A 1351-nucleotide genomic window follows, 5' to 3' on the forward strand; every position below is an offset into this window, starting at 1 on the left:
CTCCATGCGCAACAGCACCGAACGCGCCGAATCGACCCTGAGCATCGCCCGGGGGGCCGGCCAGTCCCTGGACACCATCAACAGCGCCATCAGCGAAATCAACGAACGCAACCTGGTGATCGCCAGCGCCGCTGAAGAACAGGCCCAGGTGGCCCGTGAAGTGGACCGCAACCTGGTGAACATCCGCGACCTGTCGGTACAGTCCACCACCGGCGCCAACCAGACCCAGGCCGCCAGCAGCGAGCTGTCACGCCTGGCGGTCGACCTGAGCAACCTGGTCACCCGATTCAAGCTCTGAAGCCCTTGCGCCCTGCTCCAGCTCCCGCCGTTGAGCGGTGGGGGCTGGTGAGGGTGGCGTTCAAGGCACCCCAGCAGGCAGGTACCGGACAGGCTTAATCCACGGCGAGACTCAAGACTTTAGTCGTACGACCGATAAGTCACGGTAGAGTCAGTCTCAAGCCCCGCACGGATGCGCCCTTTTTGGTACCTACCATGTCCCTTCGTAATATGAATATCGCTCCGCGGGCCTTCCTCGGCTTCGCCATGATCGGCGGCTTGATGCTGATCCTCGGGGTGTTCGCCCTGAACCAGATGAGCAAGATCCGCGGCGCCGCCGAAGACATCACGTCGAGCAGCGTGCCAAGCATCAAGAGCCTCGACGAATTCACCCAGTTGACCCTGCGCCTGCGGGTGCTGTCCTACCGCTTGCTGGTGAACCGTGAGCCGGACGTGCAGCAAAAGACCATCGAACTGCTGGAAATGCGCAACCAGCAGATCCGCGCCGCCCAGGTCATCTACGAAAAATTCATCACCAGCCCGGAAGAAAAATCCGCCTACGAGCAGTACCTCCAACTGCTGGGCCAGTACCGGCAGATCGAAGAGCGGATGAAGAGCCTGTCGCGCAACAATCAGGTGGATGAGCTGCGCAACTTGCTCAACACCGAACTGCTGAACAACTCCGAAGCCATGAACACCGTGCTCAACCGCTTGCTGGAGATCAACACCCAGCAGACCGTGGACACCAACCAGCAAGCCGCCGAGCAGTACTCCTCGGCCTTCAACCTGGTGGTGGCGCTGCTGGTGCTGGCTACTGGCCTGACCTTCCTCTTCGCCTGGCTGCTGACCCGCAGCATCACCCAGCCCATCGCCAACGCCCTGGGCGCCGCCGAGGAAATCGCCGAGGGCAACCTGACCCGGCCGATCAAGGTCGATGGCAGTGACGAGGCCGGGCGCCTGTTGCAGGCCATGGCCAAGATGCAGGAAAAACTGCGCGACACCCTGCAGCGCATCTCCGGTTCCGCCACCCAGTTGGCTTCGGCGGCTGAAGAGCTCAACAGCGTCACCGAGGAAA

The 1351-nt window shown here is 62.1% G+C and carries 1 protein-coding gene and 1 pseudogene; both read left to right on the top strand.

Annotated features, from left to right (window positions below):
• Positions 1–298 (top strand): annotated as a pseudogene (locus F6S12_RS31755) (methyl-accepting chemotaxis protein); the annotation flags it as partial.
• A gap of 194 nt (positions 299–492) precedes the next feature.
• Positions 493–1351: methyl-accepting chemotaxis protein (locus F6S12_RS31760; protein WP_315869860.1), on the top strand; the 859-nt coding region annotated here is incomplete at its 3' end.

The sequence above is a fragment of the Pseudomonas sp. JV245A genome (genome assembly GCF_032424515.1).
Classification (GTDB): Bacteria; Pseudomonadota; Gammaproteobacteria; order Pseudomonadales; family Pseudomonadaceae; genus Aquipseudomonas; species Aquipseudomonas protegens.